This is a genomic window from Bacillus sp. FSL L8-0199 (assembly GCF_038005705.1).
In the GTDB taxonomy this organism is placed as follows: Bacteria; Bacillota; Bacilli; order Bacillales; family Bacillaceae_G; genus Bacillus_A; species Bacillus_A cereus.
Genome location: NZ_JBBOTS010000001.1, coordinates 3,521,622 through 3,541,193, shown reverse-complemented (window position 1 = coordinate 3,541,193; position 19,572 = coordinate 3,521,622). Strand labels below are relative to the sequence as shown.

The window sequence follows — 19,572 nt, the reverse complement described above, 5'->3', positions numbered from 1 at the left end:
TTATAGTATCGGATAGAAAACGCTAGAAGGAATAATATTCAGTTCTTATAACTGTTTACATAATAAAATTATGCTGGGTTCGTTGTCCTAAAATACAAGTCATATATCTTGTTTCCTCTCATAAATTTAAACATAGGAATTTGTCTACAAAGGTGGCGAAGCCTCATCATGAAAATCCGAATTTGTGCCACGTTCATGTTGTTTCTATTTATATGTTTACCTTTATCAGCTTTTGCAAAAGGAGAGGAGGCAAAGGAAAGGGTCGTTTCACTTGTATATGACGATTCGGGCAGCATGAGAAATAACGATCGCTGGAAATATGCCAATTATGCTTTGCAAAGTTTAGTTGCGCTATTGGATGAAAAAGATAAATTTTCTTACGTTCCAATGAGTAAGCCGAATGATCCATTAAACATTTCGTTAACGAAGGATAAAAGGCAAACAGAAATTGAGGGAATTGGAGCATGGAAAACGTATTTAAATACTCCATTTAGCGCGGTAGAAACGGCGATGCAATCTATAAAAAAGGAAGCAGATATAGATGGAAAACGTGAATTTTGGCTTATTGTATTAACTGACGGGGCATTTAATGATTTAGAGAAAGATAAGGTTGGCGGAAAAGAACAAATTTTGCAGAAATTAGCCCAGTTTAAGAAAGAAATGGATGCAAAAAAGATATCGTTACATCCAGTCTTAATTACGATGGAAGAAGATTTAGGACAACAAGAAAAAGAACAACTAAATACGTTCAAGGAAATATGGAAGAAAGAGATAAATGGTGTTACGATGCCGTCAAGCGGAGAAGATGGCATTGTAAAAAGTGTAAATCAAGTGGCAGCATTAGTTGCAAATCGTGATCCATTCTCCTCTGTTGAATCGATTGTAAAAACGAAAGTAGTGGGGAAAAGAGTAGAGATTACAACACCGTTTCCATTAAAGCGTATGACGCTTGTACGACAATCGCCTTCTCTGCCCGATTATCAGGTCACACAAATTTCTAAACCATTACAATTGCAATCTTCTTTTTCCATACATGCACCAGGAGAAGCAAAATTGTTCGGAAATATAGTTCATATAAGTACGGAAAATGAGGAAGTTATTAAACCAGGAACTTATACGATAGAAGTGGACCAGGACATTGAGAAAGAAGGACTACAAGTACTAGTTGAACCAGCGCTTAATTATACGGTTTCTACTTATGACAAAGATGATAGTAGTCAAAAAAATGTAGAGAAAATGTACGAAGGTGTTACTGCTGTTATTGAAGCAAAGCCTACGGAGTTGCCAGTTCAGTCTTCTTACTTTCAGGCAGAAGTAGAAATAGACGGAAAACAATATGCAATGAAGTGGGATGATAAGAGGCATGTGTTTTATTACGAAACGAAGCTTGGTAAAGGGTTAGTACGCGGGAAAGTTCATATGAATATAAAGGGGTTTTATAGACAGACGAAAGAATTTAAAATTGAAACAGCTGAGAAACCGAAATTATCACTTCAAACTGTTACAAAAGATTATGAAGAAAAAGTGACAAATTTAGAGAATAGTAAACCATTTGTTTTACAACCACAGTTAGATGGCAAGTCAATGACAGAAGAAGCTGTAAAAAAACTATTAAAATCTACTGGTGTCACATCTAAACAATCAATCAATTATGAAATAAAGCAACATGGAAATCAAATCTATGTTTATCCTCGTCCCTATTACTCCGACACATTTAATTTTACAGATACCGGCACCGTAGAAGCTACCATCGTAATGCAGGATTCAAAATTACAAGAAGTAAAGAAAAACATAACATTCCATATTCAAGATGCTCCGTTTTATGAAAAATATGCGCTTATTTTTAAGTTTGTCATTCCTATCACTTTATTACTACTAGTAGTAGGAATCATTGTTTTAGGATGGATTGTTCGGCCAAGATTTCACCGGAAAGCACTACTGTATTATGAATGGGATCAAGAGGTAGCGAAAGATTGGCTATATCAATCTGAACCAGAATTACTTCGAAATAAATGGTGGAACCATTATTTTGGTATCCCATTTAGAGCAGAAAGAAAAACAGTGCAATCCGTTACGTTTATAGCGAAGAAAGGTTCGAAATCTGTCTTTGTAGCGAAAGAATCACAAGTAGTTGGAATGATTATTGATGGAATGTTTATAACAGAGGATGAAGTAGGAATGGAACATAAGACACTATATCCAAATGAACTTTTACTAATTGATAGAGGATATGGTAAAGAGATTTACAAGTACGAATGTGAATAGTAGGTAGGGATAAGAAGGGGATGGAGTATGGATTCTCTTTCCCTTTTTTCAAACAAGCAAGAATAGGAAGGTGGTTCACATGACATTACAAGTTCCAACAATATTAATTGGTTTAGGTGGAATCGGTAGTACTGTGACGCATCAAATATATGAAAAATTACCTGAAGAGCGCCGGAAAAAGGTAGCAATGCACGTATTTGATACAGATGTGAATACATTGAGTAAATTTGATCATATTCGAAAGTTTAAGACACAAACGAGTTCTAGTAAAACGCCCAGGGAGTATATTGCAGGAGATCCAACAATCCCAGAGTGGTTTCCGATGGATCCGACTATACTTGATAAACCATTAACAGAAGGAGCAGGACAGTTACGCGTCATTTCACGTTTAGCGTTACGTGCTGCGATGAAAGAAGATAAATTAACGTCCTTTTGGCAAGAAATTGAGAAAATTTTTCCGGTTACAAGTGATCAAACAGAATATGGTGTGCGTGTCATTATAGTAACATCACTAGCAGGCGGAACAGGTTCGGGGATGTTTCTGCAAATTGCATTATATTTACGTGAAATGCTTCGGAAAAAATTGCAGCATCATAACATTTTAATACGCGGTGCGTTTTTAATGCCGGATGTTTTAGTAAAGACGAGAACAGTTAGTGCGAAAGAGTTTGAAACGGTGCAAGCGAACGGCTATGCATCGTTAAAAGAATTACATGCTATTACGCTCGGTTCTACTGGAGAATTATCAAAACGCGGCGGTGTAACAATTGAATTAGAGTATCGCCCTGATCAAGTAGATGAAGACGGAAGAACGAATCATACAATTAAACAACATCATTTACCGTACAATTATTGTTTCTTATACGATTATGAAAACCTACATGGACACCATTTACACAATTTATCAGATTATATGGAACAGATGGCAAATACAATTTATTTACAGTTATTTAGCCCGATGTCCACAAGTCATTTTGCACAGGAAGACAATCAAATTCAGCAATTAGCAGAATCAAGCGGAAAAGGGCGATATTGCGGGGCAGGAACGGCAAAACTCATTTATCCATATGAACATGTGTTAAAATATTGTGCTTTAAAATGGGCGGTGCAAGGTTTAGATGAATCGTGGCTTCATTTAGATCAACTGTTTCAAGAGAAGAAGCAAAGATACGATCAAGATGTAAAACGTGGGATGCAACGTGAAAAGCCGGAGAGAGGTAAAAGTTATTTAGAGGACTTGGAGCATCTTGCTACCCGTCCAGAGCAAGCTCATATTTTCTATAGACAAATGTACAATGAAACACGTGAAGGAGCAGAGGGTGGTAAGATCGGAGTTGCGAAATCAAAACTGTTTTTAGAAGCTGTAGAAAGTTATGTACAACGAACGGTGCAAAAAGATGAGGAATTAAATCGTCTGCAACATGAGTGTAAAATTTCAGCTGCGAAACTGAAAATGATGGAACAAATGAAAGGTGAAGTGGCAAGAGTGGATCATGCGGTTCGTTTATATGCGTATGCAATTCCGAGCCGTGTACATGAACATGTAACGACACTTTTATATGACATGATTGAATCAGACCGCTTTTCACCAAGTGGTTCTGAAGGGCAGTCCTATCAATTAAATACATGGTTTTTAAAGAAAACAGATCCAGTTCACCCAGTAGCAGCACGTTTTATGTTATATGAAATTCGAAAGCAGTTAGTGGAAAAAATGAATCGACTACATGAAAATAATGAACAAAAGCGTAATGTAATTCAAAACTACGATAAAAAATTTAATGTGGGTAATATCGATGGAACGGTAACAGCTGTACGCCGAGTAGAAATTGCTCAACAACAAGGCTGGTTTGGAAAAATGATTAATAATCAGCAACGTTTATTCAAAAGAGAATTTGAAGACATCATAACGCAATATGTACACAAATTAAATGAATATCGAAAAGAAATGCTATTAGAACTTGTATATCAATCGCTATATCAAGCAGTTAATAAAATGATTCAATATTGGGAAAGATTTTTTGATAATTTACATGAAACACGTGAAAATTTACTGTTTGAAATCCAAAAGCGCAGTAAGGAATTTGAAGGGAAAACAAACCCGACGAATGTATATGTATTAGCTGAGGAACAGCTGCAAGAAAAGATATGGCAAGATATGCAGCAACGTTTAAATTTAGGTGTACTACCGAAAGATATATCAGCGGAAATTTATATGAGTTTGTACGGTGAATATTGTCGTGATGCGAAAACAGAAGAGATTCAGTCGAAAAAGGTAGAGGATTTCTACCGAGAACATATACTGAGCTATTGTTATGACGAACTGCAAGTACGCTATCGTGATAAATTAGAACTGAATATCATTGAAGCGTTGCGAAAAGAAGCAGATTATAAGAAACGTGATCGCGATGAATACGTTCGTGAAAAAATTGAAGACCTGTTCCATTTAGCGAGTCCATTCGTTCCGAAAGTTGCTCATCATAGGGAATTACAATATTGGGGTATACATCCTTCTTTAAAGAAAGAGCTGCAAGAGGAATTAATTCAAGAAATGTTTAAAGAAAAAGATACAGTACATGAAGCCTTTTCGCCATTTGAAGTAATCTGTTATCGAGCGCATTACGGCTTATCGCTGCAAGATTTTCCTAAATTATCATCAGGACATATTTCAAACGGATTTATGAATGATAAAGGTGACTATTTCCAATCGTATTATCGCCGTGTAAATAAATTAAATAGTAAAAAATCTAGTTTAACGCCGCATTTAGATAAGTATTGGCACTTACCAGCCTTTATGCCAGATTTAAACGCGACTCAAACAAAATTAGATTATGATAAATGTAATCGTGCATTACTATACGCATATATGTATCGCTGGATTAGTTTAGTTGCTGTTGATGGACAATTTGTGTATCAATATAACGGTGTAGGACGTAGCTTTTTAATTCAGTCGATGGGGAAAAATATTTCAAGCGAAAGTTATAAATTACACAGAGCATTGCTTCATAATCCGTTTATTTATGAAAACATCTTGTCACGATTTGAAGAAGAGCAAGAAAAGGCGATGATACAAGGTGGACATTTATATACACATCCGTTCGTATTAGGAGCCCAAGATGTAAGATGGCTTAGAAAAGAACATGTCCACAATCTTTTAGATATGATTTTAATGTATGACCGTGAAGCGAAGTATGATCCGACATTAGAAGAAACATCAGATGAATTATTAAGACTATTCCTCGATGAAATCGAGTTGTATTTCCAGAACTATTACGGTACAGGTGCCGATATGGTGGCAAAGAAAGAGAAAGAAATGTTTATTAAACAATTGTGGGATCGCTCGCATGCAAAAGGATATGTAGATCCAAATAGCGCTCCGTATAAAAAATGGCAAAATTTATTAAGTGTTCAAGATGAAGAAGAAACGCCAAAAACGAATGTATAATGAATGAAAAGGGAATCCTTAAAAGTGGCAATACAACTTTAGAAAAGAGGGATTCTGATGCCGTTTTTAGGAAGTGTATATCAAATATTTGGATTGTATCCAGAAATTTATTATGGAATGATTTCAGCTGAACTTGCAGAGCAGCAAGGATTGGAACAAGCGGAAAACGAAGAACCAGAAACAGAAGTATAACTGTATAGGAAGCTTCAAAATAAAAATGATAATACGCTACTTGCTCTTTAGACGTATGAGAGCAAGTAGCGTGTTTTTTCTATTTAATAATCCCATTTTCTAAAATTTTAATAGTTGGTGCCACTTTCACATTAGCTTTTGAAAAGGCACTTGGCCAATCATCTTCAACTTCTTTCCATTCTTTATAGCGAAATGCTCTCGCATAATCACCAAATCCGAATGGATCGAGTTGCTGTTTCTGAATTTTGTGGATTAATTCGTTTAAATCTTTGTTTAGTTGTTTTGTAATAAGAGAAGTTAATTTTTTTCTATCACTATCTATATCCATGTTGAATGTAAGTTCAGATACGGCAATTTTTAAATCCATTTTAATATTAAATTTGAATCGGTTATCGCTATAGTCTGTACCGATATCATGATTCATACTAAGAACGTTTATTGTTATAAAATCGTTGCCCTTTGTATCTTTTAGATGGCTATTACTTTCAACTAAATTAGAGGGGATTTTCATTGTAAGTGAAACGGGTATATTAGCTTTCTTTTGCACCATAAGAAGAAGGGCACTTTCATAGCGAGTTAAAGACATCTTATAAGCTCCACGAGAGGTTAATAGTGCCGAACCAGTAACAATAACATCTTTCTTCCCTTTTTTTATTTCTGAAATAGCAGGAGTTACCCCTTTATTAAAAGTTTGTCTATGAAATTCATGGAATGTCGTAAACACGGTCCGATTGTATAGTTTGTTCGTATTAATTAAATCTGTTAAATATTCAGGAAGAGCAGGCTTATCTTTGAAATTATTATATATAACAGAAGAAACGGGGCCATCTACTGCAACCATGCGCATATTTCCTGTATTTTTAGGATCGCGATACCAAACATCCAGATAAGGCATAGCTCCTTCTTGTTTTAAAAAATTCGTGCTAAACAATATGAGCTGTAACTTTTCTGTGGACACTAAACCGCTGCTTGAACTGTTAAACGTATCTTTTGCTTCTCGGGGTGTATGTACTTTCGCTTCATGAATTTCGTACTTTTTCTCTACATCTTCATTAAAAATAGGATTTACGTGATACACAATTAATTTTCCTTTTGCTTTTGCGTCAAAACCGTAAATTAATGAGATGGATTGTTTTTCTAAATCAAGCCGATCTTCACAACCTGCTAAAAAAATTATGAGAAAACAAAATATAATAAAACGAATAAAGCGTCTCATTTAAACTTTTCTCCTTTTCCAATGCTGATAAAGTGTCATGTATAAGAGAAATACAACCGGGAATAGAAAAACGATAAAATAACTAGCAGTTCCCCAAAATTCCCGCAACGCACTTATCTGATAAGAAGAAGGGATATAAAAGAATAAGATGAAAATACACCCGAATAATAAAAAATAAATAGGTAATGAACTCCCTTTTTTGTTAAGTAATTGATTAATTCCATCTGAAGCAGTGAAAATATAAGGAATACAGGAATCAAAAATAATAAAGAGATAAAATGATAAAAAGATAATTTCAAATCGCTCAAGAAATGAGAAGTGAAACGGTGTAACAAGAGAAAGAGTCGGCCATAAAAACTTTGTTATACCATCTGGACTAAAATAAATAAAAGAAACGAACGTGATTTGAAGATAAATAAATAACGTAATCAAATTCGCAATAATAATTCCTTTTTTTGCAGATGCTTTGTTAGTTAAATAAGGATAAAGGACAAATGCAAACTCGAATCCGAGAAACGCAATGATAGTTGATTTCACGGTGTTTAGAATTGGTAGCCATCCTTCCTTGATGAGAGGAAGAAGATATATAAAATGCCCATCTTTAAGAGGAATAAATAATAATAATGGCATCCAAAGTGTAAAGATGACAGTAAAAACAGCAAAGCGACTAATAATAAGTGCCCCTTTACATGCAAGCATAAGCATTGGAATGGATAACAAAATCATAATTAAAGACATAGGAGATCTAGGTAAAATCCAAATATGAATAACGTATAAGAGGGAAAAAATTAAGGAAACAGCTGCGAGTACAGCATATAAAATCCAAAAAATCATTACTACTCTTCCTAGCCATTTTCCAAGATAACGTATCAGCACATCAAGTAAAGTATATCCTGGATGTTTTTCCATGATTTTTACAATACATAGACTGACTAAAGTGGTAATGACACATCCGATAATAATAGACATCCAGCCATCTGTATTCGCTCCTTGTGCAACTTCACGCGGAAGTGTAAGTACGCCGAACCCAACTTGAACACCACTAATAGTTAAAATGTATTGAAATAAAGTGATCTCCCTCTTTGCACGTTTTGTCACTTATTCTCCTCCTTTTCCTCAACATCTCTTTGCCGGTTATCTTGTTTTAATTGTAGAGATAGTGGCCGTTTCTTCATAATTTTCCATGGGAAACGTACAAGGGTATCTTTTAAATCCGAAGCATATGACGGAGAAAAAGGACTACCATATGGCACACCAAGTGATTCCATAGAAAGAATATGGATGATAATAATTGCCATTCCAACCATAATTCCAATGACGCCAAATAAAGAGGCGGCTATCATCATTGGGAATCGAAGAAGCCGAATTCCTGCTGACATTTCTAAGTTGGGAATAATGAAAGAGGCAACCGCAGTAATTGATACGACGATAACCATAACGTTACTAACAATCCCAGCTTGAACCGCAGCTTGTCCAATTACAATTCCTCCTACGACGCCGATTGTTTGTCCAACAGGTCCAGGGAGCCGAATCGCTGCTTCTCGGAGCATTTCGAGAACTAATTCCATTAATAAAGCTTCTAATATGGGGGGGAAAGGAATTTTGGCTCGAGATTCTCCAATCGTTAACAACAATTTGAGCGGAATCACTTCATAATGGAAGGAAATCATAGCAATATAAAGAGCAGGAGCAAATATTGCAATAAATAGCCCAGTGAAACGAAGGAGTCGTATAAAAGATGGAATCATAGGTCTGAAGCTGTAATCATCTATCGTCTGGAAAAAGGATGAAAAGGTCATAGGTCCTATTAATACGCCTGGTGAGCGATCTACAATAACGGCAATTCGCCCATCTAGAATATGATGTGCTGTTGTGTCAGGACGTTCAGTTATTGATAATTGCGGAAAGAGAGTAAAGGAATTATCTTCAACAAACCCCTCTAATTCACCAGTAGTAAGAATCGCATCAACTTTTACTGACTCGATACGGGATGCCATTTCTTTTACGACATTTTCGTTCGCAACATCTGCTAGATAAAGCAAAAAAACCTTTGAAGTAGCTCGTTCACCAACAGTGAATTCCTTCACTTTCAATTCGCGATTTGGAATATATCGACGAATAAGTGCAAGGCTGTCGCTCGCTACTTCATTAAATCCTTCGTGTGAGCTTTTTATGGAGCTCTCTGTTGTAGGTTCTTCAATACTCCTTTTTGGTGCCGCTTGCGTATCAAGCTCTAAAGCGGATAGTTGCCCGTTTATAAATAAAATACTTTTGCCGTGTAAAAGAGATTGTTCAATGTCTGTCCACTGTTGAACTTTTTTTATATTTCCGATAGAAACAGAAGCTTCCCAAAAATCGTCTTCATTCCACTCTTTAAATAAGAGAGGACGAAGAATGTTTACGTTAATAACAGTTTTGTCTACAAGTCCTTCCATATATATAAGTGCAGCTTCCTGTCCGTTTTTTAATGGAAAAGTGCGTGTTATTAATTCTGGAATACCGCTAAACAGTTTGAACAAGTGCTTTAAATTAAGGGAAAGGGAAGAAGAGATAGATTTATTTAATGCGTAATCAGCTTGCTCTTGGGTAGAAAAAGATTTTTCACCACGAATCCATTTATTAAAAGACCCCATTTGTTCGCTTACTCCTTGTTATGTTTTATATGGGTTATTATGGATAGTTACAAGCTGACATATGCGTAGTTTAAATTTTATATTGTATATTTTTAACTTTAACGCTATAATTATAGTGTTAAAGATGGAATCGTGATATGACCTGTTATGACTCTATCGTTTTATTTATGAATAAATGGATTGGTATTTTAGCAAGATGTGCTAATAAACTACTCCACCATGATAATAACGTGCCGAAATGTGGTGCGTATATTTTCGTGGTGGAGTTTTTTTATTCTCAAAAAGGGGGAAAGACCATGAATAACAACATGGTTCATATTACAATTGACGGAAAAAAGTATACAGCGGAGCCCGGTTCAACGATATTAGGTGTTATTAATGAGAACGGGATTGAACATCCGCAAATTTGTTATGTGCCAGAGGTAGATCCTATTCAAACATGTGACACTTGTATTGTAGAAGTTGACGGAAAGTTAATGCGTTCTTGTTCGACGATAGCAACGGAAGGTATGAGCATTGAACGTGCTTCTGTTCGCGCAAAAGAAGCACAAACAGAGGCGATAGATCGGTTACTAGAAAATCATTTATTATACTGTACAGTATGTGACAACAACAATGGGAACTGTAAACTGCATAATACAGCAGAATTAATGGAAATTGAACATCAAAAATATCCGTATGAACCGAAAGTAGATGTAAGTGAAGTTGATATGACGCATCCGTTTTATCGCTATGATCCTAATCAATGTATTGCATGCGGTCAATGCGTTGAGGTGTGTCAAAACTTACAAGTAAATGAAACGTTATCGATAGACTGGGAAGCGGAACGCCCACGAGTTATTTGGGATGAAGGAGTAAATATTAATGATTCTTCATGCGTTAGCTGTGGTCAATGTGTAACGATTTGTCCTTGTAACGCTTTAATGGAGAAAACGATGCTCGGTGAAGCTGGATTTATGACGGGATTGAAACCAGATATTCTTGAACCGATGGTAGATTTAATTAAAGAAGTTGAGCCTGGATATAGCGGTATTTTTGCGGTATCAGAAGTGGAAGCGGCCATGCGTGATACTCGTACGAAGAAAACGAAAACAGTATGTACATTTTGTGGTGTAGGTTGTTCGTTTGAAGTGTGGACGAAGGGGCGTAAAATCCTTAAAGTACAGCCATCTTCAGATGCACCAGTTAACGCAATTTCCACTTGTGTAAAAGGGAAATTTGGTTGGGATTTCGTAAATTCTAAAGAACGAATAACAAAACCTTTAATTCGTAAAAATGGAACGTTTGTTGAATCTACATGGGAAGAAGCACTGAATGTAGTTGCAAATAAATTAGGTGCTATTAAAGAAGAGTACGGTAAAGGTTCTATCGGATTTATTTCTTCCTCTAAAATTACAAATGAAGACAATTATGTAATTCAAAAATTAGCTCGACAAGTATTTGGAACGAATAATATTGATAACTGCTCACGTTATTGCCAATCACCAGCAACGGATGGTTTGTTCCGTACAATTGGTATGGGCGGTGATGCCGGAACGATTAAAGATATTGCGCAATCTGGTCTTGTTATTATTGTAGGATGTAATCCGACAGAAGGGCATCCTGTTCTAGCTACACGTATTAAACGTGCACATAAATTACACGGACAAAAGTTAATTGTAGCTGATCTTCGTAAAACCGAAATGGCAGAGCGATCAGATGTCTTTATTAGTCCAAAACAAGGAACAGATCAAGTTTGGTTAATGGCTGTTACGAAATATATGATCGATCAAGGTTGGCATGATCAGGAATTTATTAATGAGAATGTAAACTTCTTTGAAGATTTCAAAGAAAGCCTAGAAGAATATACACTTGAATATGCAGAAGAAGTAACAGGTATTTCAAAAGAAACACTTATTCAAATGGCTGAAATGATTCGTGATGCAGATGGTACATGTATCCTTTGGGGTATGGGGGTAACGCAAAATACAGGTGGTTCTGATACTTCCGCTGCAATTTCAAACTTACTTCTTGCAACAGGGAACTATCGTCGTCCAGGAGCAGGTGCATACCCACTTCGAGGTCACAATAACGTACAAGGTGCTTGTGATATGGGGACTTTACCAGGATGGCTTCCAGGATATCAGCACGTTACTAACGAAATGGAACGTGCGAAATTTGAAACTGCTTACGGAGTGAAAATTGATAGTGAACCAGGTCTTAATAATATTGAAATGCTTCACGCAATTGACGAAGGAAAAATGAAAGCAATGTATCTTGTCGGAGAAGATATGGCTCTTGTAGATTCTAATGCAAATCATGTACATGAAGTGTTATCGAGCCTTGATTTCTTCGTTGTGCAAGATGTTTTCCTTTCTAAAACTGCTCAATATGCAGATGTTGTATTACCAGCAGCGCCATCTCTTGAGAAAGAAGGTACTTTCACAAATACAGAGCGCCGTGTCCAAAGATTATATCAAGTTCTTCCTACGCTAGGAGATGCGAAACCAGACTGGTGGATCGTCCAGGAAGTTGCGAATAAACTAGGTGCAAACTGGAATTATAGCCACCCAAGTGAAATCTTTGCTGAGATGGCAAGTTTATCACCATTGTTCTCGCAAGCGAACTATGAAGTGCTTGAAGGATGGAACAGTTTCCATTGGGGAAGTTTTGATGGAACGAATACACCACTTCTGTTCCAAGACGGATTTAACTTCCCAGATAAAAAAGCTCGTTTTGCGATTGCTGACTGGGTACGTCCAGCTGAATTTCCAGCTGAGTTTGACCTTCACATAAACAACGGTCGTATGCTTGAGCATTTCCATGAAGGGAATATGACAAATAAATCAACAGGTATTCAAACGAAAGTACCTGGTGTTTTCGTTGAAATCTCTCCAGACCTTGCAAAAGAACGTGGCGTAAAAACAGGTTCGTTAGTTCGTCTTGTCTCTCCTTTTGGAGCATTAAAATTACGTGCACTCGTTACAGATCGTGTAAAAGCGAATGAGTTATATTTACCGATGAACTCTACAGATAACGAAACGGCAATTAATTTCTTAACAGGTCCTGCTGTGGATGTACGTACGAATACACCTGCGTATAAACAAACGAAAGTACGTATGGAAGTATTAGAAGTTGAGGGCGAAAATCCGATGCCAAAAGCGAACCCACGTAATAAAAAACGTCACCCTCAAGCTGGAATTGAGGTACATCGTAAGTGGGCACGTCCAGGGTATGTGCATTTAACGGATAAGTAGGAGGAGAAAACTATGGCTGCACCTATAAAAATGATTCAAAAACAAGAATTAACTGAGGAAGAAATAAAACAGCAAAAGTTAGATGATTTAAAAGAGCTTCTAACTAATAATGAAGAAGCTCTAAATCAGATGTTTAATATAGTAGGGGAATTAAATGACATTGGAATGCTAGAAGCTGCAAATTCAATGCTAAAAGCGAAAGAACCAATTGCGAAAATTGTTCTAGGTCAAGTAACTCGTGAGCCTGTTACAAATTTAATTAATAATATGATGGGTGCTGCAGGTGCGTTAACTGAACTTGACCCAGAACTTACGAAAAAGCTTATAGGTAGTTTATTAGTCGGACTAGAAGAAGGTAATGAACATCTAGAAAGTAATAAAAAAGTAGGGGTATTCGATCTTATGAAAGTATTGAAAGACCCAGATATTAACCGTGCTATCGGGTTTGGGCTTCATTTCTTAAAAGGTATGGGTAAAGGGTTAAAAGACGAATAAACTTCATGAAGTGAACCTTTCCGCCCAAATATTTGTACGAAATAGTTTGGGCGGAAGGCTCATTTTGGTAAAATATATAATAAAGTAAAATGAGGCTTTTGGGAGGTATAATTGTATGTCAAAAAAAGTACATGAATTTAATGATATGATACGAAAACTTCGAAAGGAACTTTTTGGAAAAGGACCAGAACGAATTCATACTGTTTTTGCGGAAAATATGGCTATAGCGACTCTTTATGGAAACTTAACACCTACTGAAAAATTTATTTCAAGTACGATGGACGGTGCGGAAATGGTTCATATGGCTAGAACGAAAATGATTCAAGAAGTGTATGCTGCGAATTCCCGTGAACATTTGGAGGAACTTGTTGGAGCGAAATTAGTGAATTTGTTTTCGGATATGAAAGTAGAAGAAGATATTGCAGTTTCTGTATTTGTTTTTGATAAAAATATAACGTGAGAGAAGGATACTGATCGTGAAACCGATACAGGTAGAAAGAGAAATCTTTCGTTATGAACAAGGAGCATTTAAGCATATAGAGGACAGCATTGTAACAGAGTTTCCTGTCACCATTAAAATGAACGGACAGGAGTTTGTTACAATGGTTAGTACTCCAGAATATATAGAAGATATGGTAATAGGCTTCTTAGCGTCTGAAGGAATCATTCGGAAGTATGAAGATATTGATAGTGTATGGGTGCAGGAGAAAGAAGGATTTGTGCATGTAATAACGACAAAAGTAAATCCGTATTATGAACAAATGCAAAATAAACGCTATATTACGTCTTGTTGTGGTATGAGTAGGCAAGGGTTTGTTTTTGCAAATGATGCACTAAGTGCAAAAAAAATGAAGGGTGTCCATGTACAGGTTGCGGCAGAGGATTGTTTTCGGTTAATGAAAGAAATGCAGCAATCTGCGGATACGTTTCATCATACTGGTGGGGTTCATAATGCAGCTTTATGTGATGTGAATGGTATTATTTTAAGTCGAATGGATATTGGTAGGCATAATGCATTAGACAAAATTTACGGTTATTGTTTAAGAAACGATATTTCTATAAAAGATAAAATCATTGTTTTTAGTGGTCGTATTTCTTCGGAAATATTATTGAAAGTTGCAAAAATCGGTTGTGAAATTATACTATCAAAATCAGCTCCAACTGAGTTAGCTTTGCAACTAGCGGAAGATTTAGGTATTACGACAATAGGATTTATTCGTAATCACTCCTTAAATGTATATACCCATCCAGAACGTGTTTTAAATATAAAATAAAAGTGAGGCAATGAAGATGAAATCAGTTACATTAGACAAGTTGCAACGTCCGTTAAAGGATTTACGTATTTCAGTTACTGATCGCTGTAATTTTCGCTGTCGATATTGTATGCCAGAAGAAATATTTGGTCCTGATTACTCGTTTTTGTCTAATGATAAAATTTTATCTTTTGATGAAATTGAAAGGATAACACGTATTTTCGTTTCTTTAGGTGTGAGAAAATTACGGATTACGGGCGGAGAACCGTTACTTCGAAGAGGGCTTCCAAAGCTTATTGAGCGCCTTAATAAAATTGATGGTGTAGAAGATATCGGTTTAACAACCAATGGATCGTTACTCAAAAAGTTTGCTCCTGATTTATATAAGGCGGGACTATCACGTGTAACAGTTAGCTTAGATTCCTTAGAAGAAGAGCGGTTTTTCTATTTAAATGGTAATAGGAGCAAAGTGCAAAGGGTTCTGGAAGGAATACAGGCTGCAGCTGAAGTTGGAATGAAAATTAAAATAAACATGGTCGTTCAAAAGGGAAAAAACGAACAGGACATTTTGCAGATGGCGCAATATTTTAAGGAAAATAAGCATATTCTTCGTTTTATTGAGTATATGGATGTTGGAAATTATAATGGTTGGGATTTAAAAGAGGTCGTCTCTAAACAAGAAATAGTAGATACGATTCATCAAGTTATGCCGTTAGAACGGATAGAAGCAAATTATTCTGGTGAAGTGGCTACTAGGTATCGTTATATAGGAAGCGATGAGGAAATAGGTATTATTTCATCAGTAACAGATTCTTTTTGCTCATCATGTACGAGAGCTCGTATTTCTGCAGAAGGAAAATTATATACTTGCTTATTTGCTTCTAAAGGAAATGATTTAAGAGAATTGCTTCGTTCTGAACATACAGATGAGGACATTACAGATGTAGTACGCGATATATGGAATAATAGGGAAGATCGTTATTCAGATGAACGCTTAAATCATACAAATAAGAAAACAATACCTAAAATTGAAATGTCACATATCGGTGGTTAATATATAAAGCTAGCTTCATAGTGAAAAATGGAAAATTTACAAGAGTTGTGGATTTTCTATTTTATAGTAAAAGTGATGATTGATATCTCTGTAAAAGATGTGCAGAGAAATTAAGCAGCATTCAAAAACCTTTATTTTGAGGAGGTTTTTTGAAGCTGCTTTTTTATTTGGAGAAAATGGAGGAATGGGTAATGGCATTTCATAAGCCGGAACAAATTGCTGAGCTTGTCATTGAGGCCGGTGTTCAAAAAGTAAGACAGACATTGCCAGCGATGCTTATTCTCGGTTTTTTAGGAGGAGCGTTTATTGCGATAGGTTTTTTACTTAACATTCGAGTTTTAGGGAATTTACCTGAGCGCTGGGGAAGTCTAGTGAATGTTTTAGGAGGAGCAGTATTTCCTGTTGGACTCATGCTCGTAGTATTAGCAGGAGGAGAATTAATTACGGGAAATATGATGTCACTGTCTATGGCGCTTTATGCAAAGAAAATTACATTGATAAGTGTACTGAATAACTGGGTTTGGATTACTCTTATGAATTTTATTGGGGCAATTTTCGTTGCGTATTGCTTTGGACATCTTGGCGGATTAACAGAGGGAGAGTATTTAAATAAAACGGTAGCGATAGCGGAAGGGAAGTTACATGAATCATTTGGGAGAACTTTGATTTTAGCAATTGGTTGTAATTGGCTCGTTTGTCTTGCTCTTTGGCTCGCTTACGGGACGAGTGATTTTGTCGGAAAAATCATCGGAATTTGGATTCCAATTATGGCATTTGTAGTGATTGGATTTCAGCAAGTAGTAGCAAATATGTTTGTCATTTCCGCTGTTATTTTTGCTGGTCATCTAACATGGATGGATCTGGCTAAAAATTTTGTTCCTGTTTTTATCGGAAATGTAATTGGAGGAGCTGGGTTTGTTGGTTTTGCTTACTTTGCTTGTTATCAGAAACAACATTCTAATATGAAATAGAGTTCTTGAGAGGAAGGGTATGTAATGGCTGATCGGTATTCACGACAACAGTTGTTCAAACCAATTGGGAGTAAAGGACAAGAAAAAATTCGAAATAAACATGTGTTAATTGTAGGGGCAGGCGCATTAGGAAGTGCAAGTGCCGAAAGTTTCGTACGTGCAGGTGTTGGCAAGTTGACGATTATTGATCGTGACTACGTTGAATGGAGTAATTTACAAAGGCAACAATTGTACTCTGAACAAAATGCGAGAGAGAAAATGCCGAAAGCAATTGCTGCAAAAAATCGGCTAGAACAAATTAATTCGGAAGTACAAATACATGCTTTTGTAATGGATGCAACTTCAGAAAATATGGAAGGTCTATTAAAAAATGTAGATGTAATCATTGATGCAACAGATAATTTTGATATTCGATTTGTAATAAATGATTTATCACAAAAACATAATATTCCGTGGGTATATGGTTCTTGCGTTGGATCGTATGGTATGAGTTATACAATTATTCCACAAGAGACACCGTGTTTACATTGTATGCTTAAAAATATTCCTGTTACAGGTGTGACATGTGATACCGCTGGAATTATTAGCCCTACTGTTCAAATCGTCGCAGCATATCAAGTGGCAGAAGCACTCAAAATTTTAGTGGAAGATTTCTCAGCAATTAGAAAAACATTTTTCATGTTTGATATATGGAGTAATCAAAATCATTTTATAAAATTAGGGAAAATAAAAACAGACGCTTGTCTCTCATGCGGTTTGAATCGAACTTATCCTTATTTATCATACGAAAATCAAACGAAAGCAGCTGTTTTATGCGGAAGAAATACAGTTCAAATTAGAACAGTAGACAATAGGAAATACAATTTTGATGATATAGAAAAAGTATTACAAAAACTAGGAAAAGTAGATCGGAATCCGTATTTACTATCTTGCCAATTCGATGATTACCGCGTGGTTGTTTTTCGAGATGGTCGTGTTTTTATTCATGGTACAAATGATATTTCGAAAGCGAAACAACTATATTATCGCGTATTCGGTTAATAGAGAGGGTGTCAACAATGGAAAGAAGAGTGCCAATTACGGTTGAAGAAGCTGTTCGTAAAGTGATGGGATTTGCTGATAAAGGATTAAAGGAGCTATTACCAATTGAATTAGCTTATGGACGTATATTAGCAGAGGATTTAGTAGCTGACCATGATGTACCGTCATTTAATCGTTCGCCATATGACGGATTTGCTATTCGAGCAGAAGATACTAATTTAGCAAGTTATGAAACGCCAATTGTATTTGAAGTAGTGGGTGAAATTGGTGCAGGATCGCTATTCCATGAGAAAGTAGCTCCGTTTCAAGCAGTTCGAATTATGACGGGAGCACCAATTCCGAATGGGTGTGATGCGGTTGTTATGTTAGAGCTGACTCGTCAATATGAGAAGAATGGCAACAATTATATGGAAGTGAAGCGATCATTCAAAAAGGGCGACAATATTTCTTTTCAAGGTGAAGATGCTCGTAAAGGAACGGTTCTTGCAAAGAAAGGATCGTACATTAATCCAGGTATTTCAGCTCTTCTTGCTACATTTGGTTATAGTGAAGTGCCAGTTGCGAGAAAGCCTGTAATTGGACTGTTAGCGACTGGGAGTGAATTACTGGATGTCAATGATTCATTACAGCCAGGGAAAATCCGAAACAGTAATACGTACATGATATTGTCTCAAATTCGAAGAGCGGGCGGCAGAGTAAAATATTTTGGGAAGTTTAGTGATGATTTTAATACGTGTTTTACAGCTGTGAAAGAAGCGCTTGGCCAAGTAGATATGTTAATTACAACGGGCGGTGTATCAGTAGGAGATTATGATTATTTACCAGCTATTTACGAAAAGTTAGGTGCATCTGTTCTTTTTAATAAAGTTGCAATGCGACCAGGAAGTGTTACGACTGTAGCACAATTAAATGGCAAGTTATTATTTGGTTTATCAGGAAATCCATCAGCTTGTTACGTAGGGTTTGAATTATTCGTAAGACCGTGTATTCGGACGTATATGTTTAGTGAAAAAGTACATTTAAAAAGAGAAAAAGCGTTATTAGGAGAAGATTTTCTAAAACCGAATCCATTTATAAGATTTGTACGAGCAAAATTGCAATATGATGAGGGGAAATTAATCGCTTATCCATCAGGGTTTGATAAATCTAGCTCAGTTTCTTCATTGGCAGAATCCAACGCGTTTATCGTATTGCCGGGCGGGACAAGAGGATATAAAAAAGATATGTTTGTCGATGTTCTTTTATTAGAAGATAACGAAGGTAGTGAATGGCCTTGGACATTTCATAAAGTGAGAGGTGGTTTTAATGGAACAAGTGCTATTTGAGATTGTAGATAATCCGATTTTAGTTGAAGAAGTAACGAATAAAGTCGCAAGAAGAGAAGCAGGTGCGATTACAACATTTATTGGTACGGTGAGAGAATTAACAAAAGGAAAACGAACGCTACATTTAGAGTATGAAGCATATAAACCGATGGCAGTAAAACAACTTATGAGAATTGGAGAAGAAATTTGTGAAAGATGGCCGGATACAAAAGTAGCAATTACGCACCGTGTAGGGCGGCTAGAAATAATGGATATTGCGGTAGTCATTGCAGTTTCATCACCGCATCGTAAAGCAGCTTATGAAGCGAATGAGTACGCGATTGAACGTATAAAACGAATTGTTCCAATTTGGAAAAAAGAATTTTGGGAAGATGGAACGATGTGGATTGGAGATCAACTTGAAAATACACCATATCCAGAAGGAAAACCAAAGAAGGAAGAATGAGAAA

15 protein-coding genes are annotated in these 19,572 nt (G+C 36.2%); 12 read left to right on the top strand and 3 right to left on the bottom strand.

Annotated elements, in window-relative coordinates:
* The first annotated feature begins 168 nt into the window (after window positions 1–168).
* The 3 genes from NST86_RS18095 (at window position 169) to NST86_RS18085 (ending at window position 5,899) form a co-directional block, all read left to right on the top strand.
* On the top strand, window positions 169–2,265 hold the full coding sequence (locus NST86_RS18095) for a vWA domain-containing protein (RefSeq protein WP_000702059.1): 2,097 nt from the start codon (window positions 169–171) through the stop codon (window positions 2,263–2,265).
* Between the two features lie 79 nt (window positions 2,266–2,344).
* The gene (locus NST86_RS18090) at window positions 2,345–5,707 is read left to right on the top strand and encodes a tubulin-like doman-containing protein (RefSeq protein WP_227593189.1); all 3,363 of its coding nucleotides are present in this window, start codon (window positions 2,345–2,347) and stop codon (window positions 5,705–5,707) included.
* Between the two features lie 57 nt (window positions 5,708–5,764).
* Window positions 5,765–5,899, top strand: coding sequence for a hypothetical protein (locus tag NST86_RS18085; RefSeq protein ID WP_001116174.1), 135 nt, complete (start codon window positions 5,765–5,767; stop codon window positions 5,897–5,899).
* Between the two features lie 79 nt (window positions 5,900–5,978).
* On the opposite strand, the gene NST86_RS18080 is transcribed toward NST86_RS18085, so the two are convergent.
* From NST86_RS18080 to NST86_RS18070, 3 genes are read right to left on the bottom strand one after another with little or no spacing between them, the layout of a single operon-like run.
* A complete protein-coding gene (locus tag NST86_RS18080) occupies window positions 5,979–7,115 on the bottom strand; it encodes a Ger(x)C family spore germination protein (protein WP_016118451.1) in 1,137 nt (378 codons plus the stop codon).
* Window positions 7,116–8,213, bottom strand: coding sequence for an endospore germination permease (locus NST86_RS18075; RefSeq protein WP_016118450.1), 1,098 nt, complete (start codon window positions 8,211–8,213; stop codon window positions 7,116–7,118).
* Window positions 8,210–9,748, bottom strand: a complete 1,539-nt coding sequence (locus NST86_RS18070; RefSeq protein ID WP_098782618.1) for a spore germination protein — start codon at window positions 9,746–9,748, stop codon at window positions 8,210–8,212. The genes NST86_RS18075 and NST86_RS18070 overlap by 4 nt, the downstream gene beginning before the upstream one ends.
* 296 nt (window positions 9,749–10,044) lie before the next feature.
* Between NST86_RS18070 and fdhF the strand changes: the two genes are divergently transcribed.
* The 9 genes from fdhF to moaE all read left to right on the top strand — a co-directional run bounded on the left by fdhF (window position 10,045) and on the right by moaE (window position 19,568).
* Window positions 10,045–12,984 carry a formate dehydrogenase subunit alpha gene (gene fdhF, locus NST86_RS18065; protein ID WP_227593190.1) on the top strand — a complete coding sequence of 980 codons (2,940 nt, stop codon included), beginning with the start codon at window positions 10,045–10,047 and terminating at the stop codon, window positions 12,982–12,984.
* 12 nt (window positions 12,985–12,996) lie between these two features.
* The gene (locus tag NST86_RS18060; RefSeq protein ID WP_000729897.1) at window positions 12,997–13,479 is read left to right on the top strand and encodes a DUF1641 domain-containing protein; all 483 of its coding nucleotides are present in this window, start codon (window positions 12,997–12,999) and stop codon (window positions 13,477–13,479) included.
* Between the two features lie 115 nt (window positions 13,480–13,594).
* Window positions 13,595–13,939, top strand: a complete 345-nt coding sequence (locus NST86_RS18055; protein ID WP_000039582.1) for a DUF2294 domain-containing protein — start codon at window positions 13,595–13,597, stop codon at window positions 13,937–13,939.
* 16 nt (window positions 13,940–13,955) lie between these two features.
* Entirely contained in the window at window positions 13,956–14,753 is a 798-nt protein-coding gene (fdhD, locus tag NST86_RS18050) for a formate dehydrogenase accessory sulfurtransferase FdhD (protein WP_000802684.1), read from the top strand.
* 16 nt (window positions 14,754–14,769) lie between these two features.
* Window positions 14,770–15,786: a GTP 3',8-cyclase MoaA gene (moaA, locus tag NST86_RS18045; protein ID WP_000844124.1), complete on the top strand. Its 1,017-nt coding sequence runs from the start codon at window positions 14,770–14,772 to the stop codon at window positions 15,784–15,786.
* A 191-nt stretch (window positions 15,787–15,977) separates the two neighbouring features.
* Window positions 15,978–16,757: a formate/nitrite transporter family protein gene (locus tag NST86_RS18040; protein ID WP_000863998.1), complete on the top strand. Its 780-nt coding sequence runs from the start codon at window positions 15,978–15,980 to the stop codon at window positions 16,755–16,757.
* 24 nt (window positions 16,758–16,781) lie between these two features.
* Window positions 16,782–17,798 (top strand): molybdopterin-synthase adenylyltransferase MoeB, encoded by a 1,017-nt coding sequence (locus tag NST86_RS18035; protein ID WP_016118446.1) that lies wholly within the window; start codon window positions 16,782–16,784, stop codon window positions 17,796–17,798.
* A 17-nt stretch (window positions 17,799–17,815) separates the two neighbouring features.
* A complete protein-coding gene (locus tag NST86_RS18030) occupies window positions 17,816–19,123 on the top strand; it encodes a molybdopterin molybdotransferase MoeA (RefSeq protein ID WP_227593191.1) in 1,308 nt (435 codons plus the stop codon).
* On the top strand, window positions 19,104–19,568 hold the full coding sequence (gene moaE, locus NST86_RS18025; RefSeq protein WP_016118444.1) for a molybdopterin synthase catalytic subunit MoaE: 465 nt from the start codon (window positions 19,104–19,106) through the stop codon (window positions 19,566–19,568). The genes NST86_RS18030 and moaE overlap by 20 nt, the downstream gene beginning before the upstream one ends.
* Window positions 19,569–19,572 lie beyond the last annotated feature (4 nt).

Excerpts from the sequence above, each read along its gene's own strand:
- NST86_RS18035 (WP_016118446.1), top strand. The coding sequence starts at position 16,782 with ATGGCTGATCGGTATTCACGACAACAGTTGTTCAAACCAATTGGGAGT.
- NST86_RS18030 (WP_227593191.1), top strand. The coding sequence starts at position 17,816 with ATGGAAAGAAGAGTGCCAATTACGGTTGAAGAAGCTGTTCGTAAAGTG.
- NST86_RS18070 (WP_098782618.1), bottom strand. The coding sequence starts at position 9,748 with ATGGGGTCTTTTAATAAATGGATTCGTGGTGAAAAATCTTTTTCTACC.
- moaA (WP_000844124.1), top strand. The coding sequence starts at position 14,770 with ATGAAATCAGTTACATTAGACAAGTTGCAACGTCCGTTAAAGGATTTA.
- NST86_RS18095 (WP_000702059.1), top strand. The coding sequence starts at position 169 with ATGAAAATCCGAATTTGTGCCACGTTCATGTTGTTTCTATTTATATGT.
- NST86_RS18080 (WP_016118451.1), bottom strand. The coding sequence starts at position 7,115 with ATGAGACGCTTTATTCGTTTTATTATATTTTGTTTTCTCATAATTTTT.
- NST86_RS18085 (WP_001116174.1), top strand. The coding sequence starts at position 5,765 with ATGCCGTTTTTAGGAAGTGTATATCAAATATTTGGATTGTATCCAGAA.
- NST86_RS18040 (WP_000863998.1), top strand. The coding sequence starts at position 15,978 with ATGGCATTTCATAAGCCGGAACAAATTGCTGAGCTTGTCATTGAGGCC.
- NST86_RS18055 (WP_000039582.1), top strand. The coding sequence starts at position 13,595 with ATGTCAAAAAAAGTACATGAATTTAATGATATGATACGAAAACTTCGA.
- NST86_RS18060 (WP_000729897.1), top strand. The coding sequence starts at position 12,997 with ATGGCTGCACCTATAAAAATGATTCAAAAACAAGAATTAACTGAGGAA.
- moaE (WP_016118444.1), top strand. The coding sequence starts at position 19,104 with ATGGAACAAGTGCTATTTGAGATTGTAGATAATCCGATTTTAGTTGAA.
- fdhF (WP_227593190.1), top strand. The coding sequence starts at position 10,045 with ATGAATAACAACATGGTTCATATTACAATTGACGGAAAAAAGTATACA.
- NST86_RS18090 (WP_227593189.1), top strand. The coding sequence starts at position 2,345 with ATGACATTACAAGTTCCAACAATATTAATTGGTTTAGGTGGAATCGGT.